We start from the raw sequence: 16,881 nt of genomic DNA, 5'->3' as shown, positions 1-16,881 counted from the left end.
GTAACAGTCAGCAGACTGCCCAAAAATAAAAGCGGCGCGCTTGTAGCGCCAGGTAATTAAAACGGGTGTCTGAAATCGCCACAAACCCGCATAAAGCCTAGTTATCGATAAAAAATGCCATCATGGCCATAAGACCCGGTTTATTGCGTAGCGCCACGGCTGGCGTAGCCAGCGGGGTTTTCCAGGGCTTTTTATTATCTACTCTATTCTATTAATAATTAATGTTACGTATAGAGAGGCGAAAGACCATGATGGTAGTGTGGTTGGCCACGAAACCACACTCTATAAAGGTGTCTTCAAAAACCAATTGTTTAATCACGGCTGAAAGATATAGAACCCGTGGATAGGCTTTTGAAAGAAGACAGAAACGATATGCGATAGTTTTTTACTCGCCTAAAGGGTTTTGAAAGTTCGCGCTATGCAGTGATGTTTGCCCCTGGTAGGCTATTTTCCATGGCCACTAACTTGCCGCTGGCAAACCCGGCGCCCTGTTTTTGGCTGGCAATTGTGACTAATCCTGTTACACGCAAAAGGAAAAAAGCCGTGGAAACCAATTACGAGCCCCTACAATCCCTGCCCTTTGACATCGACGAATTAGCGAAGCAAGCCGAGCTGAATGCAACTACATTAACAAAAATCAGTGACCGCGAGATGAACGGGAAGCACCTTCGCGTCTATACAACGTACGTCGGTGGCACGGTAGTTGGCGAGTGCTTCACCCTGGAATCCCTGGCGCACGTCATGGGCATACCCATGTCAACAATGAATGGGCGCTATAAGCGCGGCAATCTTGTCGCGTGGAAAGTTAACCTGCCCAATGCGGCGGGGCGGCCTGCCCGTGGCTTTCCCTTGCCGTTGCTGGGTGACGTAATGCGCGTGATTAACACGCCACGGCTGCGCGTGCATGTGGATTCAGACGGTACGCGCATTGGCGAATCCAGAGAGCGCGAGCACGTCCCGCTGGTACCTGTGACGGTGGCGGGCCAGCGGCATTACACCCTGGATTCCATTGCCTATGCCTTTGGCTTATCTCGTACCACGGTACGCCACAAGCTGCGCGCTGCGGGCTTGCTGCAATGCATGCGTGAGCTACCCTCGTCGCCGCGTGGTGGGCGCCCACGCCACGGCATGCCAGAGAACCGCATGGGTGAAGTGAAAGCCGTACTGGAAACGGGCGCGAGCTTTACATCCGAGCTGGATCGCGTCTTGCAGCAAGCCACGGGGCAATACCCGAGTGCCCAGGCACAGATGCAAGCGGCCATGGCTATCGTGCCGCATGTTGTAGAGGTAAGTTATGAGGTTGAATTGCCGAATACTGACCGGCCCGACTGGATAGCCCCGCCCTGGGAACTACCGGCCGATGTCTTGCCGGCGGGTGCCCCGCGCCCTGTTACCCAGTTACCCAATGATCCATGGATCGGTGCGCTGGCTGCCGAGCTGGAGGCGGTGGCGGCCACGGCTAAGGTACCGGAGAGTATGGCGGTGGCGGGCGCCACCGTGCAGCCAGAGGAATCCGAAACCCCTGAGCATCGGGCCGAGCGTGCGGTGAAGCTCCACTACGAGGCACTGACGCGCGAGCGGCCCACAGAGCAGGACTATGCCGACACGCTTACCCAGCTGGGTTTCGCTGGCGTGGATGATGCGCAGGCCGCTGATGTCATTGCGCGTGCCCGCACACACTGGGGTGAAACCAAGTAACCAAACGACCACGAAATCGCGCCCGGTTGGCCTTGTTACCATCTTTACATCATGATGGTAACGTAGTAACATATCGGTATGGTGACGGGGTTTGGTAACGGCCCTGCTCCATCCGAGTTAACCCAGGTTAATCCGGCGCGAGACACGGTACGCTGATGCCGGTGGCGGCGAGACAAGCCACGAAATGCCGATGGGTGATGAGCATGACCTACCATCGTTAAACGGTGCTGCCGGCGCGTGGTTTATAGCCACGCGCTTCGATGTGGCAATTGGGGCTCCACGATACACGCGCCTGGCCGAGCTGCCAGGCGGGGACAACATTACCGACCGAGTGGGTAGGGTAGCACCAAGGGCTTGCGACCATGGGTGTGTGATTCCAAAGCCGACGGCGTGTTACGTGCAGCAGCTATGGACGCAGAGAATGTACCGGGCGTGGCGATGTAGCCACGCTGCGAGTGCCAGTAGGTGATATTGGGCAAGTGCCACTCACCGACCGCATGAGCAACGGGAGGGTATCTGCGGTTCCCCCGAACGGGGTGTGGGCGACGCGACTATTCAATGATCTACGCGGCGCCTGGGCACCGGCAGGCGGGATTTGCTCGGATAAACAAAGCGGCCTGAGAGTGTGGCCCCCTATGCGAGAGATTGACAAGTTCAAAGCCCATTCCTGGTTAACCCAGGTTAACGAGACACGCCATTGTTACCATCATGATGGTTCTTGGAGTGGGCTTTGACGGCGCGGCAGGCGGCCGAGACAGCTTGCATGAAAGGAAACCACCCTGGAGAACACCATGAAACTGGAAAGCATCATCAAGACAGCAACAAACAACTTCGGTGAGCGCGTGGATATCTATCGGTTTGCCAATGGCTGGGGCGCACAGGTCGCTACCCTTAACCCCGACAGCCACAAGGATGCCCCGATATCGGATGAGCGCAAGGCCGAGCTGGCGGCGACAAAGTATCTCGCCGCGCCCGTTGTGTTTGTGGGGCCGGTGGCAGCGACCCTAGCCAGCAAGATCTGCATGGCAAAGACGGACGAGGAACTGGATAGCGCGCTGGAGGAATTGCAGTCGATGGCACCGTTCAATATCGACGAGTATCCGGAGCTGCGCGAGCACATCCTGGGTGAAGCGGCCAAGGTCATCGTGGGCAGCATGTTGAAGGAAGTGTTGAGCGGTATGGCTAGCAACGACGACGTGGCTGAGAACCACACGGTGCATTGATATGCAAGCCGGTGCACCGAGGTGCCCGGCCGTTAAGGGGAAACAAAATGGAAAAGCAAGAACTGGATCTAGTGATCCGGGAGGCCATGCGCGCCGAGCTGGCCAACGGCGCTCGTGCACACCACCACTGCTGGAAGCGACGCCTGGCGTTCACCATCGCGGTGGCGGGCGGCTTGATGTACCTGTCGCACGTCATCCACGTCAACGAGCTGGAGCGCTCGTGGGAGTTCGTCGCCGCATGCGTGGTCGACAAGCTGGTGTTCGGCATCGCCGAAGCCTGATTAACCCAGGTTAACAACCCCCGCTCCGGCGGGGTTTTTTATTGGAGCAACTATGGAACCAGATAAAGCCCTGGTGGGGCTCACCAAGGCTGAGTTCGAAGCTGCGCTTAGGGCGTATTTCGAAGACGGCGGGCATTCCTACGACCGATGGGACTTGGCGTGGGCATGGGGCGCCTACCAGCAAAACCCCGCCAACTATGACTACATCGTCCCATTCATACAGAGGGCATAACCATGAACAAAATCGAAGCACTGTCCCGCCTGACCGCCCTGGAAGGTGAAGCCAAACAACTGCGCGCCATCATCGAGGCACCCGAGCCTGGCCCGTCGCTGCTCACTGAACCTAGGCCCGGTAGCGGCGATAAGTATTGGGAGATAAACAACTTCGGCGGCCAGTTAGCCAGCATGTCGTGCGAGGCGCTCGACGAGCACCAACAACGCTATCAACACGGCACCATATTCCAGACCAAGGGGCTTGCGGCGGCATACGCCAGGGCCATCGACACCATGCTGCGGTTGCGCCACCAGCCTGGCACAGAATCACCGAGTAACAAGATACAGGCCACCATTGAGGTTGAGCGAGGTGACGATCAGAGCGTGGCGTCGATATACGTGACCGTGAGGGAGGACGTGTGCAACAAAACCCGTGGCATATCCCCCTGCTTCGACACTAAAGAACACGCCCAGTCAGCCATCGACACTATCGGCGCTGACCGCATCCTGGAAATGTTCAAGACGTTCCACCACATCTAACCCTTAACCCAGGTTAACCACAGCCACCCGTCGCGGTGGCTTTTTTATTGGAGATTCGAGAATGAAAATCGAAATGGGAAAAAAGTACAAGACCCGTGATGGTAAACCTGTGCGAATTCTGTGCGTGGATCGTGATAACGAGGTGTTCAAGGTCGTTGCGCTGGTTACGGGCCGCTACGGCGAGGAAACATGGAACTACACGGCAGCTGGCACCCGTGGAGCCGTTGACACCGGCTTAGATTTGGTCGAGGTCAAGCCCTCTGTGTTCCGCCCAGTCTGGAGCAATGGCAACGTCGGTGTGGCTTTTGGCGACCCCGAGCGGGCGGCGCGTGGCGGTCAATCCAGTTGCTCCGGGTTTGATGACGTTATGTTCATCGGCGTGCTGGAGCTGTTCCAGGACGGCAGCGCCCCGGTGTTTCACCCTGCGGGAGAGTGCAATGGCTAACTCACTCAGAAACTGGTGGCGCCGGTGGATAGATAACCCCGTGGCCCGCGTCATCGTTGCGTCGTTGCGTATAGAGCCGGAAGATTGGAGTGTGGGCAATATGTGTACCACCACGCAACCCTATACCATCGACAACGAGCACGGTGTCTCAATATGGTGGGCAAATGGCTGGTGGTTCGTGGCTATCTGTTGCCCTGCCGAAGAAAAGCTCGGGCTCATCGGCCGTACCCGTGTCTGGCTTGCCGCGCGCCGCTGGCTGCGCATCCATGGGGATATCTATAACAAGAACGCTGTCGCTATGGCCAAGCTGCTGGGCGGTGACACCTGCGACGAGCAAGGGAGCGGGAAATGAAAGCCTCTACCCTACTTCGCAAGGCCAAGAAATACTTGGGGAATGGCAAGGGCCTCGGCCTGAAGACTAGGTACATCTGCTACGCAGTTAGCAACGCAGCCAGGGACATGGGACTGTGCGCTTATAGCAGCGGTTGCCCCGCGCAGCGCCGCATTGCGCGCCGCATATTCAGGCATCTGGGGACGAACACTTCCTCATATGAGGGCTGGCTTCGTAAGCATCATCCAAGGCTGTGCAACCAATTAGACACACCTGTGGGTCGCATCAACGCCCAAGATGCTCGGCGGCGCTGGATGGATGCCCTCATTGCCGAGTTCGAGGCCGAAGGCGACTAGAACCTGTGCGAGTGGAACAACCACACAACCCCGGCAAGGAAACACGACGTCTCCACGGCTGGCAACGCCTTGCCCTTGAACATCGCCGCCAACCAAATCACCACCGCAAACGCGGTAATCAACCACACCACCCAGCGCGCCATGATTTTTCCCCTCGTTAACCCAGGTTAATAGTACGCGCGCTGTCACATCGTTTTCAACTGGCCCGCACGGCTTGCCGCACTGTGCGGGTCTTTTTATTTCGCGGCTCTTTAAGTCTTTAAGGAAACCACCATGAGCAAGACCATCATCAACATCAGCGAACTGAACGTCTTCCTGTCCCTGGGCAAAGCACCCTCGGAACTGGACTCCCTGGCCGTCATCCTGCACCACGCCGCTGAAGCAGCGGTGGATAGCCAGAGTGATCCCGAAACGACGCGCGCCGCTGGTGATCCCGAGCCGTCTACCGGCGACACCGCTGGCGATGCCCAAGCCTCCGAGACACCCGTCGAAGCGGCGGCGCCCGATGTGAGCGTCTCGCAGCGTGTCATCAACGCGCTGGGCAGCGATGAGCGCTACACCTTGCGTTCTTTCAGCGGGGTGGAGACCCAGCTGACTGACGTGTCCGGCGAAAGGGTGAGCCTCGCTCTGTCTGGGCTCATGTCCAGCGGCGATGTGTTTACCAAGCGCCGCCGCGGTGATCGCGCCGCGCTGTACGGCCTGACCCCAGCCGGCCACGCCAAGGTCACCCAGCCGCCGGTTCCGGCCGAACCCATTCCCACGGACGCCAGCGACACCATCAGCTCGGACGACATCCTCAGCTTCCTGCATAACGGCGAGTACAGCAAGCGCACGCTGTCCGCTATCCAGAAGGCATTCCCCAATGTGGCGAGCGAGGTCGTGGCCGAAGCGGTCGACGACATGGTGGCCGACGAGGATATCCGCCTGACCCATCGCCGCCGCGACGGCGTGTGCCTGTACGAGGCTGCGTAACGGCCTTGTAGTACCGCTCACGGTTAACCCAGGTTAACCGACTCACGACCCCGCCGGGAAACCGGTTGGGGTCTTTTTTATTGTTCAAAGGAAACCACCATGACTACGAACAGTGAACGCAGCAATGACTTGGATGTCGACGATATGGCCGACGAAGCGGTCGACGAGATTCACCCTCTCGTCTCGGCGCAAGGCGCGAACAGCTTTCTGGAAGCGATGAGCGCGGAGCTGCCGCCCGATCTTGAGCGGGCGCTGCGGGATGTGCGAGTTAGGGCCAACGATATAGCACGGATCTATCGGCCCCAGCAACGGGAGCAAATACCGGATGCATCGCCGACGGTTATCAACAGTTCGATTGCCAACGCCAGGATTATCGACACCCCCAATTGGGCTTATGAGATATCTCCTATCCACACCACGCCCGCCCAGGCACCGGTCGATGCGGGTCACACTCAAGCAGACACCGACCGGGCGTATTACGAGGAACAGTACGCCCGGCTCGGGCTTCGCGTCCTCACCGATGATGAAGTCGTTAACCGTGGGGCGTACGTGGTGTGGAAGGACTACGACCCGGCCTACACCGTCATCACATATCCATACCCCCGTGCGTTTTCTCATGGGATGGCGCGCGCCCTGGCGGGCCAGCGACCGACGGCAATCTATCTCGGCAACAAACCTCTGCGGGTGCGGGCGACGTTTTCTTATAACGATGGCTCAGGCATGGCCGTGCGCCACCTGAGTGCACGCGGTGACCGCCAGTTAGGCTTCAGGATCAGCTCAGCCGGCCGCCAGGATAGCCTGGGCGTGGGTGAGTATGTGATGGGGATGCGTACAAAAACGCATATGGGCGTCGTCCCCCCGGTACTGCGAACCAAGTTCATAGAGACATTGCGGCGCCGACACCCGTCTTACGCTACTCGTTGCCTACCTGTCTCTGCGCTGTCGCGCCGCGAGCCACCTGTACGTGCCGAGTATAGAGGCCAGATGTATACGGATGGCCTGTCGTTCGCCAGGGACAGGGCGCTATACAAAGAGGTCGGCCAAGTTATAGCGGCCCACGACGACGATACCATCCGCGATGTGCTGAACAACCTTTCTAACCTAGGGTTGCATCAAGCGCTGAGCCTGGCCATTAACGCCTGGAACAACCTGTGGCCGGAGGAACTAGAACTCTGCGACTGCGGGCATGTCGAGTGGGTCGACGAGGTGACCTACACCACAGATGGGCATGTGTGCCAGGAGTGCGCGGAGGGCTACGTCGAGACTGATGACACCAGCCGGTATGTCAGCCGCGACCAGGCGTACTACGACGAGGACGCGGGTCGATGGCTTGAGAACCGGCCACCCGATGCCGGCACTGTGCTGGGCTACACCACGAATGTTCTGGAGTACCTAAAGCCAGACACCACCGTCAAGGTATCTCCCTACGGCGACATCCTGATGGGCATCGAGCTGGAGGTGGTCGCTACAGAAAACCCCAGATCCAACGCCCATGATGTGGGTGACTCGCTGTGTCGTGGCTACGCCATCCTCAAGCGCGATGGCAGCCTGCCGCCCGGCGGTTTCGAGATCGTCACCGCCCCACGCTCACTGCAAGAACACACCAAGCGATTCGCAGAGTGGAGCCCGCCAACGGGGCTTATTTCGTGGGACACGGATCGGTGCGGCATGCATGTACACCTGTCCTCGGCAGGGTTCAGCCAGGCCGCCCTGGGCAAGTTCATCCAGTTCATCAATTCGGCCGACAACGCCCGCCTCATTATGGAGATTGCGGGGCGCCACCCTGCGAATAACACCAACGCACAGACCTACTGCCGGCAGGACGGCCAGCTCATCCTGGCCAACCCCAAGATGGCGGTCAGCTGCAAGAGTGCAAACCGGTACCGGATGGTCAACACGTCCAACCTGCCGCCCCCCGAGGTGCGGCGCCTGGGCCTGAACGAGGGTCACGGCGGTGGCCACGACGGGCGGTACATCGAGACGGTGGAGCTGCGCATCTTCCGCGGCACGCTCAATAAGCGCCGGCTGCTGGCCCAGATCGAGTTCGCCCATGCCGCAGCGATGTTCTGCCGCTGGACATCCATGCGTGAGCTAAGCCGCAAGCACTTCATTGCCTGGCTGCGCGACAACGCCGGTGTCTACCCCCACCTGGCCCGCTGGTTCGGCGTCAAGGCCAACACGACCCGCATCGAGACTACGCCAGCAGCCCGCCTGTTCGCGGAGATCTGAATGAAATCGCATAACCACGACCCGGTGCTGGTTAACCCGGTTAACCACACCGTCACCATCCCCCACTGGGGCATCACCCTGCGCACGCTCTACGGGGCTGTGCTCGCCGCATGGCCCCACCCAGCGCCCGGAGAACTTCAACGATACACGGTTCTGTACAAGGGCGCCCCCATCGCGGCGATCAACGTTCGTCAACACCGCAAGACCAACTGAAAGGAAACCACCATGTGCCTTTTGATAACCGGAACGTCCAAGCAAATCAGGGATACCCTGCTCAAGACCGAGGGCCTGGCTGAGGATATCTACAGCCACAACAGCGATGGCGTTGGCGCCATGTACGCCACGGCACGCCACCACCTCAAGACCCCAAAAGTTGTACCCAGCACGGTCAAACAGTTCATCGCCTTCATCAAGCGGCTGCCCAACGACGACAGGCCGCTGGCGCTGCACGCTCGGTACAAGACCCACGGCCATATCGACCTGGAGAATTGCCACCCCTATATCGTGCTGCCGGGGCGCCTCGCCATGATGCATAACGGCGTGCTCAGCCACGGCAACAGTGCTGATTCCACCAAGTCGGACACCTGGCACTACATCCAGGACTACCTGCATCCCATGCTGGATGCGTACCCGCACATCGTGAGTAACGTCGGCTGGCAAGCCCTGGTGGAAAGCGACATCGGATCCTCGAACAAGTTCGCTTTTATGACCGACCACGGCGAGCTGGTGGTGCTCAACAAGCAAGCGGGTATCGAGCACGACGGCCTGTGGTTTTCCAATACCTACGCCTGGAAACCAAGCCTGCTGATCCCTGGCTACGCCAAGCCAACTCGCTACTGGGGTGGCCAGAACACGGGCTACGGCTGGGCAGGCCACGACCGAGACTTCGACGACTACGACGGCACGCGCTACAGCAACGCTTGGTGGAATAACCGGCAGCAGAACAAAGTGGTGACGCTGGGAAAGCCCGCCGAAACCCATACGGGGCCGCAGTCAAGCGTCGCTACGCCGTTGCTCGAAAACCTCGGGTCGCCCAGCAACGAGGCCACCACCTATGAGGATGCGGCGGGCTACGAGGAAGACATTTGGCAGGCCGTCAACGACGCCGACGCCGACACCATGGCCGACCTGATTGCCGAACGACCGAACTTCACGCTTTCCACGCTGGTGAAAGGCGGGTCGTTTGTCTGCTCGGTCAACCCCGACACCGACTTGGGCGGGCGCGACGCAGCCATCGTCAAGCTGCTGATTGCGAAGGACTATGGGGCGCTGGCACGCATGTCGATGGTCAGTGACGCCAGCACCCAGAAGATTGCCGAAATTATCTGCTGGTACGGCGACTGGACGGATACGCCCAGCGCCGACGATGCCGATGACACCGCCCCCGAGCTTCCGTTCGAGGTCGTCACCGCAGCACATGCTGCTTAATTCTAGGAGAGAACCTATGAGCTTTGCCATAACCGAGCAAACCCAGCTCGTTCGGGAGCTGGTGCGTGACGTGCTTGTCACGGCGTCCGAGCCACTGACTGCGAATGATATAGCGGCTACCGATGCCGCGAAGGGACTGGGGTTTACCGCTATCCACATTTCCAACGCCCTGTCTCACCTGGCAAGCATGCGGGTTACGCCTTTCCCGATCATGCGCCGGCGCACCCATGGAAAGGGTAACGCCCTCTGGGAATATTACGACCCGACGCGCATAAGGCCCACGCCTACGACGAAACCGAACGTGCCGCGCCGCAAAGCCAAGGTTAGGCATCAGAGCACACCCGCTGCATTGCCCTCGGTGGCGACCACGAGCCAGGGCTATGCCACCTCGACGCCTGACGCAGGGCAAGCCAAGGCCATCGTGCTGTCGTTGGGTGGGGTCAGTGTGCGCATCGAGCTGGAAGGCGCGAAATGACGCGGGGCCAGTGGATAGATCTCGTGTGCCTGGCGGTGCTCATCGGTGCGCTGGCCGCCGTGATCTACACGGCATTGGGTGGGTAGGGGTTTAACCCCCTACCCGGTTGCAACTCCGGAAAGGAAACCACCACGTAACCAAACAGGCAGCCGCAGCTGCCATTTTACTAGAGATCATCATGACTGCCACCTCACCCATTGCGCACATTGTGGGCCAGATGCTACAGGCCCAGCGCAATGCTGCCCTCTCCCCACCCCGCAAGCGCAAGGTCGTCTGCGGCCCCATGACCCGCAAGCTTGGCCCGCTCGTGCTGGCCATGCGCAAACGTGGAATGGATACCGCAGCCATTGCGGGCGAGCTGGGGCTGACGTGTGGAGCAGTCGTGAACCATGCCTATCGATACCGACGGGCGAAAAAAGAAGGATTGATATGACAACCACGACTGAAGTTACCAAGACCCTGGTGCCCGAGGCCCAGCGCGAGCGGTTCCTACCCAAGCATCTCGGCAAGAACATGCTGCGATTTGAGGCCATGGTGTTCGACACCGCCAGCCGGTACTCGGACTACACCGGTGGCTACTGGGAGTTCTACGAGCTGTCCAACGGTGGCATGTTCATGGCCCCTTCGGGCGGCCCCAAGGACGGCTATCACTTCAAGAACGGGATGAACGACGCCGATGCGTACCTGTCGCCGGAGGCGCTGGGCATCGTGGCGTGCCTGTACGCATTCAGCCACTTGAGCTTTGCGGGTGACGGCCACGCGGGTGACCTGTTTCACCTGCTACTGGACTACGCCTACACCCTGCCCGAGGCCGCGGCCATCGGCAAGGCCATTGATTAACCCAGGTTAACCAGACTGCATGAATGCCCGCGGCGGGGCGAGGCAAGGTTGGGCTGGGCTGGGCGCGGTGTGGCGAGGCTGGGCGCGGTATGGCAGGGCAAGGCAAGGTTTTTAGACAAAGCCGCGACGGAGACTAGCCATTTTTCTAGTGGCGGAGCGCTGCCGGGCTGGGCGCGGCGTGGCTAGGCGCGGTATGGCGGGGCAAGGCAAGGCAAGGTTTTTTACACGAGGAAATCATGACAACTTCATCAGTATCCGACACGAGGCTCAACACTGTGGTGCGGCATGTCGCTATTCGCGGTGTCACGCCCATCATGTTCGACCGGTACGCCGGGGATAACCAAACGAGATTGGAATGGCACCAAAAGATATATCTGCGCAGCGGCACATCAAACCTGTGCCTGCCGACACTGAACCTGGTTTCGTTCTTTACCGCCCACAACACGAATTCAGCACCGAAGCGGTTGAGGGACAAGAGAATATACAAGTCGATATGCAACGCGATCCTGTCGTTCGTCAGCGTCGCGGACGCCGACGGCAACGCGGAGTCGATTCTGATTAAACGTGACGGGCAATCCATCGAGGTGGGCACGTTCACGGATCGGGTCGACGAGCAGAGTGGCATATATCTGCACCGCGCTGTTGCTCGTCTGGACAAGGGCATACCGAACCCGAAGGAACGCCCAGTGCTGCCGTTGCCGTGGTCTATGGAGTTCGACCTGACCATCTATCCGAACAAGGAAGTCAAGGAGCAGGAGATTAAGAATCTGCTTGCCGAAGGCGGCATGGCTATTGGGCTTGGCACATTCCGTGGCGTGTTCGGGAAGTTTGTGATTGACCGTTGGGAGTGATTTTTTACCGCGGTGTGGCGGGGCAGGGCGTGGCCACGCGCTGCAAGGCATGGCGAGGCGAGGCGAGGTAAGGCAAGGCGAGGTCTTTAACAGCAGCGACCACACGGTCGCTTTTTTATTGCCTGGATTAACCCAGGTTAACTAGGAGATTCACATGGAAGATAACAAATTCTGGCTCGGGTTCTGGGCCATCGCCGCAGTGTTGGGAGTTGTCATCGCCACGTACATCGCCATCACGACGAACCACACCACCGACAAGATCGCGGAGATGGTGAAGGCGGGTGCCGATCCCGTTCTGGCTGCGTGCGCGGTAACCGGCATGCCGGCGGGGCTATGCGCCCAATGTGCCGCGACGCTCAAGGGGAAAGGCCATGAGTGACGCCATTGAGCTGCCGTCGCTGCCCAAGTGGATGTCCGGCTACAGGATTCCGAACGACGAGTTCGGCGTTGAGAGGGATGACGATGTGTACCTGGATACCAGGATGCAAGATTATGGCCGCGCTGCCGTCGAACTTGACCGGAAGCGGCGCCGCCTAAAAGAGCGTGCCCAGCTGGACGCAGAGTGGGTGAAGGTGCGGGAGCTACAAGCAGCCTACCGCCGCGGCGCGCTCACAGACCTGCTCAGGAAGGCAAACGAGTTTCTGGTGGGGCTTGAGGATATAGGCCCGTTTGGTGAGGGTTGGCAGTCGCCCCAACTGGAGACTCTGATAGAGCAGATCCGAGCAGTAGTCAACGATGCCCAGGAGAAGAACCATGAGTGACGACCCGAAGCTACTACCCTGCCCGTTTTGTGGGCACGAGGCCGAGCACGTCCATATACACCACGGTGAGGAAGTGGTTCTCTGCGCCAACGAGGGATGCAACGTGCACCCTTCTGTCCACGGCAGCACGGCCGAGAAAGCTGCAGCCAGGTGGAACAGGCGTGGGATTAATAGCGAACCCGCAGTGAGAGCGTACCGCGACCGTGTGGAGCTGATGCTGGCAATCATCAATACTGGTCAGATACTGGGGATTGTCCGCCCCGACTTGGAAAGCGCCAGTACGGTGGAGTGTGCGCACATATTGGAGTGCATCACCAAGCCCGTGCTAGTAGCGCATGCATCAGTTGATGGCCATAGTCCGCCTACCCCGCTCTACGCGACACCCGTTGCGGTACAGCCCGCCGATCTCGATAGCGCCATCTCGCAAGAATGCGTGAGCGACCTGGATGACGAACAGAAACGTGTGTACTTTTCTGGCTTTAGGCAAGGATGGGTTAGGCGTGGCCGTGGCGCACTGCCTACCCCAAATGCGGAGCCATTGGTCGATATTGCTAAACGTCGCGCTGAGGAAGTAGCGCTCAATGCGCAGGGGCACCAGCAGGCGATCAACGCCATCGACTTCTGTGTGGCGAAGCTTGATGCCCACACTGCCGCGCAGCCAATTGTGGCCTGGCAGAACAAAGATAAGCCGGACGACATCCTGACCCACGAGCAGCTAGACCCCGCGTGGCGCTCCATGTACCTGCCGCTTGTCTACGACCTGCGCACAGTGCGCGACATCACACTCCCCGATGGCTCGGTGCGCCATAACGTCGGCAGCGACAACTTATCGGACGAAGACAGGCGCGCGATGGACGAGCAGGCTGTAGAAGGCTGGACGAAGATGGCGAGTTGGTCGGAGGCAGAACCGTTCCCGGTGCAGCCTGCCGCGAGTGCGGCGCCCCGCAAGATTGGGGTAATCCGTAACGGTGCGCACGGGCATCCATATGCGACATTGGAGACGGCTTATGACGAGCATGGCAAACACTGGAAAGGTGGCGAGGCTATCTATGCCGCCCCCATTGCCGCACAGCCAACGACTGCTCGCGTACCGGCCGCAACCGTCAGCCGAAAAGGCGGTTCCATCGGAAGCCTAGTCTGGACAGAGGCGGGTCGCATGGCCGATTTGCCGGACGGCACCATGCTTTTTGTGGGTCGCTCCGACACTACCGCTACTGGACAGCCCGACAGCTACAACCGCGAACTTTGCAGGCAGCTGGAGCAGGAGTGGGGTGTGCTGCGCGGCATGATCGACGCCGAGGAACGAGCAGCCATGACGCCTGCGGCGCGGGATGTCCTGGTCGAACGGCGGCGGCAAGTTTCAGTCGAGGGCTTCACGCCCGAGAAGGATGACACATGGTTTGGCGGTGTCTTGGCCAACGCTGCCCAAGCCTATGCCCACAACGCCACCTATACCATGCGTGGCCACACCACGTTCGGCGTGCCGCCAGTCCCATGGCCTTGGGCAGTTGAATGGTGGAAACCGTCAACGTCCCGGCGCGACCTTGTGAAGGCCGGTGCACTCATCCTGGCCGAGATTGAGCGGATGGATCGTAAGGCAGCCAAGGAGGATCAATCATGAAATTCCGCAAGAAACCCGTGGTCGTCGAAGCCTACCAGCTTCCACCCGCTGGCGTTGACGTGCCGCAATCTTTTCACGACTGGTGCGACGAGGTTGGTTTTACTGACTTCGAGAGCGACCGCGACGAGACACTGGTGATCCCGACACTCGAAGGCGACATGATTGCTAGCCCCGGCGACTGGATCATAAAAGGCGTGACTGGCGAGTTCTATCCCTGCAAGGCCGATGTTTTCGCGGCAAGCTATGAGCCCGCTTAAAGACCTGACTTTTTCCACCCCAGCGCCGGCACATGCCGGCGTTTTTCTTTTGAGGATCTAACCATGAACGACCAACTCCAACAGGCGCTCGCAGCGCTGCTCAACAAGACCATCTCCGGCCTAGACGCGGGCCAGCAGTTTCTATCTGCTCAGTTGCCCGATGTCATCCACCAGTTGCTGATATGGAAAGCCACCATATCGGGGCTGGCGTTTGCCGTAGGTCTGGTTGTGTTCATCGTCACCGTCGTGCTCGATATCCTTATATACAAAAACAAGGAGTATTGGAACGACCGCGAGCACCCCCCGGCGTATATGGTGGTTGTGTTTGTGTCGACTATCGGCGGAATCATCTCCATACCCATCCTCTTTACAAATCTGGAGTGGCTGCAGATCTGGCTGGCACCCAAGGTGTACCTGATCGAATACGCCGCGCATCTGGCCAGGTGACCTACCGTGTTAACCACTAAGGATGGCCAGCAGGTCTTTAAATCCACGGGATTCCCCCCACCAGACAAGGAAACAACCATGCTTGAAATTATGAACACCAAGATAGAAGACGGCTACTCATCCGCCGCTGTAGGCGTGAAGCTGCGCCATACGATGTCATCGTCCCAGGTATCCGAGGTCATCAGGATTGCCAAGGAGCTGTACGGGGCGGACTACGTCATCGAGGCAGCGGGACTGCGCAATATGTTCCAGCAGTCCGCTACGCCCAACAAAGGTTACATGGTGTCTGTAGATGGTGCCGACGCACCAACTATTGTGCACAACACGTTGAGAGATGCTGAGTACGAAGCGAAGCGCATCCTGAGCAGCATTGCGAATAGCGACCGCCCGCGCCTCGTCACAGCGCGTGTACTGCGAGTGGAAAAAGTATTCGGGATAGCAGTCAAGTGCGGTGATCCCGTGTACAAAGTCGTGGAGATATAGAGATGTGCCGCACACAACCACCTAGCGACCTTCGGGTCGCTTTTTTATTGGAGCCTCCACGATGAGTAATATTGAGCCTCCCCGACTCTACCTGACCGAGCCCGAGATTGCCGACATCTGCAAACCCCTGACGATGCCCGCAGCACAATACCGCTTCATCACTCAACGGTTGGGTATGCGCGCCGCCCGCAAGCCGAGTGGGCGTGTGCTGCTCGCCCGCTCCGAGTTCGAGCGTGTCCTGGGTGCGCCGCGCGATGACGCACCTGCTGAGGTGATGGGCGACCTGGAGAGTTTGCGCGCACGATGGAACCGCCATGGGGCGCCCGCGTAAGGGTGGCGACCCGCTGGGTCTGGCCGGCACGCGCCTAGCCTGGCAGCACGGCAAGTTCTGGTATCGCCACCGCAGTGGCAAGTGGGAGGATGTCGGCACCGACGTGGCGCGCGCCAAGGAACGCGCTGCGCTCTACAACGACCCCACTGGCGAGTACGGCACGACTGGGTACTGGCTGCGCATGTTTCTCGTGGACTGCGAGGCCAGGGTAAAAGCCAAGACCCTGGCTCAGCGCACCCTGGACGACTACACCAAAGCAGTCGAGGAGCTGAAGGTGTTCTTCGGCAAGCTGCTGCCCTTCACCATCGAGCCCCACCACATCCAGACCTACTTGACCGAGGGTCAGCGCGCGGGGCGCGCGGTGCCATCCAACCGAGAGATTGCGTGCTTGTCGTCCTGCCTGTCGTGGCTGATCCGTACCGGCAAGGTGCCCATGCGGGTTAACCCCTGCATGCGCGAGTCGGGGGTGAAGAAAAATTCTGAGCGCCGGCGCGAGCGCTATGTCACCCACGCCGAATACCGCGGTGTGTTTGCCTGTGCCCCGCCACCGGTCAAGCTCATGATGGAACTGACCTACCGCACGCTACAACGCCCCGAGAGCGACATCCTGTACTGGACGCCAGCCAACGTCCAGCAGAAGGACGGCGGTGAGGTGCTGCGGTTTACCCAGAACAAGACCCACGCGCGCCTGGATATCGCCCTGACTGGCCAGCTAGGCATGCTGGTGCATGCGGCCATGGGAGATAAACCCAATGACGAGCGGCCGCTGGTTTGCACCCGTAAAGGCGGCGTGTACACTTACTCAGGCATCACCGCAATGCTCACCTACGCCCAGAACAAGGCCAGGAAAAAATTCCCAGCCCTGGCTGATATGGCCTCATTCGGGTTCCGCGACCTGAAGGGTAAGGGAGCCACAGATCTATGGCGAGCCGGCGAGCAGCTAGAGCGCATCCAGCAGTTATGTGGGCACGCCAACAAAACCACTACTGAGACTTACGTTAAGGCGCGGTGGACGGAAACGGCCAGCCCCAATCCCCTAGAAATAGCCATGCTGTAGCGTCTCATATCGGGCCGTTGCGCCCAAGTTTCCCTACGGTGT

Annotated in this window: 25 protein-coding genes; 24 read left to right on the top strand and 1 reads right to left on the bottom strand. The window is 59.4% G+C overall.

The window, feature by feature from the left end; translation table 11 throughout:
• Nucleotides 1–453 precede the first annotated feature (453 nt).
• The 8 genes from CEY11_RS21340 to CEY11_RS21305 all read left to right on the top strand — a co-directional run bounded on the left by CEY11_RS21340 (nt 454) and on the right by CEY11_RS21305 (nt 5,087).
• The gene (locus CEY11_RS21340; protein ID WP_143322992.1) at nt 454–1,698 is read left to right on the top strand and encodes a hypothetical protein; all 1,245 of its coding nucleotides are present in this window, start codon (nt 454–456) and stop codon (nt 1,696–1,698) included.
• 791 nt (nt 1,699–2,489) lie between these two features.
• Nucleotides 2,490–2,921 (top strand): hypothetical protein, encoded by a 432-nt coding sequence (locus CEY11_RS21335; RefSeq protein WP_088605442.1) that lies wholly within the window; start codon nt 2,490–2,492, stop codon nt 2,919–2,921.
• Nucleotides 2,922–2,968: 47 nt separating this feature from the next.
• The gene (locus CEY11_RS21330; protein ID WP_088605441.1) at nt 2,969–3,202 is read left to right on the top strand and encodes a hypothetical protein; all 234 of its coding nucleotides are present in this window, start codon (nt 2,969–2,971) and stop codon (nt 3,200–3,202) included.
• A gap of 52 nt (nt 3,203–3,254) precedes the next feature.
• Complete coding sequence (locus CEY11_RS21325; protein WP_088605440.1) at nt 3,255–3,434, top strand: hypothetical protein; 180 nt, start codon at nt 3,255–3,257, stop codon at nt 3,432–3,434.
• Nucleotides 3,435–3,436: 2 nt separating this feature from the next.
• Nucleotides 3,437–3,955, top strand: coding sequence for a hypothetical protein (locus CEY11_RS21320; protein ID WP_088605439.1), 519 nt, complete (start codon nt 3,437–3,439; stop codon nt 3,953–3,955).
• Nucleotides 3,956–4,016: 61 nt separating this feature from the next.
• Nucleotides 4,017–4,400: a hypothetical protein gene (locus tag CEY11_RS21315; RefSeq protein ID WP_143322990.1), complete on the top strand. Its 384-nt coding sequence runs from the start codon at nt 4,017–4,019 to the stop codon at nt 4,398–4,400.
• Complete coding sequence (locus tag CEY11_RS21310) at nt 4,393–4,752, top strand: hypothetical protein (protein WP_143322989.1); 360 nt, start codon at nt 4,393–4,395, stop codon at nt 4,750–4,752. The genes CEY11_RS21315 and CEY11_RS21310 overlap by 8 nt, the downstream gene beginning before the upstream one ends.
• Nucleotides 4,749–5,087: a hypothetical protein gene (locus CEY11_RS21305; RefSeq protein WP_088605436.1), complete on the top strand. Its 339-nt coding sequence runs from the start codon at nt 4,749–4,751 to the stop codon at nt 5,085–5,087. The genes CEY11_RS21310 and CEY11_RS21305 overlap by 4 nt, the downstream gene beginning before the upstream one ends.
• Here CEY11_RS21305 and CEY11_RS25460 read toward each other — a convergent pair.
• Nucleotides 5,084–5,230, bottom strand: coding sequence for a hypothetical protein (locus CEY11_RS25460; protein ID WP_158215405.1), 147 nt, complete (start codon nt 5,228–5,230; stop codon nt 5,084–5,086). The two genes, CEY11_RS21305 and CEY11_RS25460, sit on opposite strands and share 4 nt — an antisense overlap.
• 130 nt (nt 5,231–5,360) lie before the next feature.
• On the opposite strand from CEY11_RS25460, the gene CEY11_RS21300 reads away from it, so the two are divergent.
• The 16 genes from CEY11_RS21300 to CEY11_RS21225 all read left to right on the top strand — a co-directional run bounded on the left by CEY11_RS21300 (nt 5,361) and on the right by CEY11_RS21225 (nt 16,839).
• On the top strand, nt 5,361–6,059 hold the full coding sequence (locus tag CEY11_RS21300; protein WP_088605435.1) for a hypothetical protein: 699 nt from the start codon (nt 5,361–5,363) through the stop codon (nt 6,057–6,059).
• 99 nt (nt 6,060–6,158) lie between these two features.
• Nucleotides 6,159–8,288 (top strand): hypothetical protein, encoded by a 2,130-nt coding sequence (locus CEY11_RS21295; RefSeq protein WP_088605434.1) that lies wholly within the window; start codon nt 6,159–6,161, stop codon nt 8,286–8,288.
• Complete coding sequence (locus tag CEY11_RS21290) at nt 8,289–8,501, top strand: hypothetical protein (RefSeq protein ID WP_088605433.1); 213 nt, start codon at nt 8,289–8,291, stop codon at nt 8,499–8,501.
• Nucleotides 8,502–8,513: 12 nt separating this feature from the next.
• The gene (locus CEY11_RS21285) at nt 8,514–9,716 is read left to right on the top strand and encodes a class II glutamine amidotransferase domain-containing protein (RefSeq protein WP_088605432.1); all 1,203 of its coding nucleotides are present in this window, start codon (nt 8,514–8,516) and stop codon (nt 9,714–9,716) included.
• 16 nt (nt 9,717–9,732) lie between these two features.
• Complete coding sequence (locus tag CEY11_RS21280; protein WP_088605431.1) at nt 9,733–10,191, top strand: hypothetical protein; 459 nt, start codon at nt 9,733–9,735, stop codon at nt 10,189–10,191.
• Nucleotides 10,192–10,369: 178 nt separating this feature from the next.
• Nucleotides 10,370–10,624, top strand: a complete 255-nt coding sequence (locus CEY11_RS21275) for a hypothetical protein (RefSeq protein WP_088605430.1) — start codon at nt 10,370–10,372, stop codon at nt 10,622–10,624.
• Nucleotides 10,621–11,031, top strand: a complete 411-nt coding sequence (locus CEY11_RS21270) for an antirestriction protein (protein ID WP_088605429.1) — start codon at nt 10,621–10,623, stop codon at nt 11,029–11,031. Before CEY11_RS21275 ends, CEY11_RS21270 begins: the two co-directional genes overlap by 4 nt.
• Nucleotides 11,032–11,267: 236 nt before the next feature.
• Complete coding sequence (locus CEY11_RS21265) at nt 11,268–11,882, top strand: hypothetical protein (RefSeq protein WP_088605428.1); 615 nt, start codon at nt 11,268–11,270, stop codon at nt 11,880–11,882.
• 154 nt (nt 11,883–12,036) lie between these two features.
• Nucleotides 12,037–12,261 (top strand): hypothetical protein, encoded by a 225-nt coding sequence (locus tag CEY11_RS21260; RefSeq protein WP_088605427.1) that lies wholly within the window; start codon nt 12,037–12,039, stop codon nt 12,259–12,261.
• Nucleotides 12,254–12,643 (top strand): hypothetical protein, encoded by a 390-nt coding sequence (locus CEY11_RS21255; protein WP_088605426.1) that lies wholly within the window; start codon nt 12,254–12,256, stop codon nt 12,641–12,643. Before CEY11_RS21260 ends, CEY11_RS21255 begins: the two co-directional genes overlap by 8 nt.
• Nucleotides 12,636–14,264: a Lar family restriction alleviation protein gene (locus CEY11_RS21250; protein ID WP_158215404.1), complete on the top strand. Its 1,629-nt coding sequence runs from the start codon at nt 12,636–12,638 to the stop codon at nt 14,262–14,264. The genes CEY11_RS21255 and CEY11_RS21250 overlap by 8 nt, the downstream gene beginning before the upstream one ends.
• On the top strand, nt 14,261–14,521 hold the full coding sequence (locus CEY11_RS21245) for a hypothetical protein (protein ID WP_088605424.1): 261 nt from the start codon (nt 14,261–14,263) through the stop codon (nt 14,519–14,521). The genes CEY11_RS21250 and CEY11_RS21245 overlap by 4 nt, the downstream gene beginning before the upstream one ends.
• Before the next feature lie 63 nt (nt 14,522–14,584).
• The gene (locus CEY11_RS21240) at nt 14,585–14,968 is read left to right on the top strand and encodes a hypothetical protein (protein WP_088605423.1); all 384 of its coding nucleotides are present in this window, start codon (nt 14,585–14,587) and stop codon (nt 14,966–14,968) included.
• Between the two features lie 78 nt (nt 14,969–15,046).
• Entirely contained in the window at nt 15,047–15,451 is a 405-nt protein-coding gene (locus CEY11_RS21235; RefSeq protein WP_088605422.1) for a hypothetical protein, read from the top strand.
• A gap of 61 nt (nt 15,452–15,512) precedes the next feature.
• Nucleotides 15,513–15,782, top strand: coding sequence for a hypothetical protein (locus CEY11_RS21230; RefSeq protein ID WP_088605421.1), 270 nt, complete (start codon nt 15,513–15,515; stop codon nt 15,780–15,782).
• Nucleotides 15,766–16,839 (top strand): tyrosine-type recombinase/integrase, encoded by a 1,074-nt coding sequence (locus tag CEY11_RS21225; protein ID WP_198958955.1) that lies wholly within the window; start codon nt 15,766–15,768, stop codon nt 16,837–16,839. The genes CEY11_RS21230 and CEY11_RS21225 overlap by 17 nt, the downstream gene beginning before the upstream one ends.
• Nucleotides 16,840–16,881: the final 42 nt, after the last annotated feature.

The organism is Candidimonas nitroreducens (assembly GCF_002209565.1).
In the GTDB taxonomy this organism is placed as follows: Bacteria; Pseudomonadota; Gammaproteobacteria; order Burkholderiales; family Burkholderiaceae_B; genus Candidimonas; species Candidimonas nitroreducens.
This window is presented reverse-complemented; position numbering and strand designations above follow the sequence as displayed.